Annotated in this window: 1 pseudogene; it reads right to left on the bottom strand. The window is 70.9% G+C overall.

Annotation, left to right across the window (positions count from 1 at the left end):
- Window positions 1-293 (bottom strand): annotated as a pseudogene (locus SB719_RS19515) (hypothetical protein); the annotation flags it as partial.
- Window positions 294-306 lie beyond the last annotated feature (13 nt).

Consider the following 306-nt stretch of genomic DNA (forward strand, 5'->3'; position numbering starts at 1 on the left):
CCGTCCTCCGGTGTCGGGCGGCTGCGGGTCGCCTCGTCGAGCACCGACACGGCGGCGTTCTCGATGGGCCGGGTGACCGTCTCCCGGTGGAGGTCGGTACGGAGCCGGCCCGATTCCATCCCGCGGCGCACGGTCTCGCGCAGCCGGTCGACGACGCGCAGCTGGCCCAGCGTGTAGCGGGCGACGACCATGTGGAAACTGTTGGAACCCAGATCGATCGCGGCGAGCATGTCGCCGTCTTCGAGTGGCGGAGTCAGCGCGTCGGCGAGAGCGAGCGTTTGCTGGCCGGTCATCGGAGTCCTGCGC

This window comes from Pantoea sp. SIMBA_079 (genome assembly GCF_046940275.1).
GTDB classification, from domain to species: domain Bacteria; phylum Pseudomonadota; class Gammaproteobacteria; order Enterobacterales; family Enterobacteriaceae; genus Pantoea; species Pantoea borealis.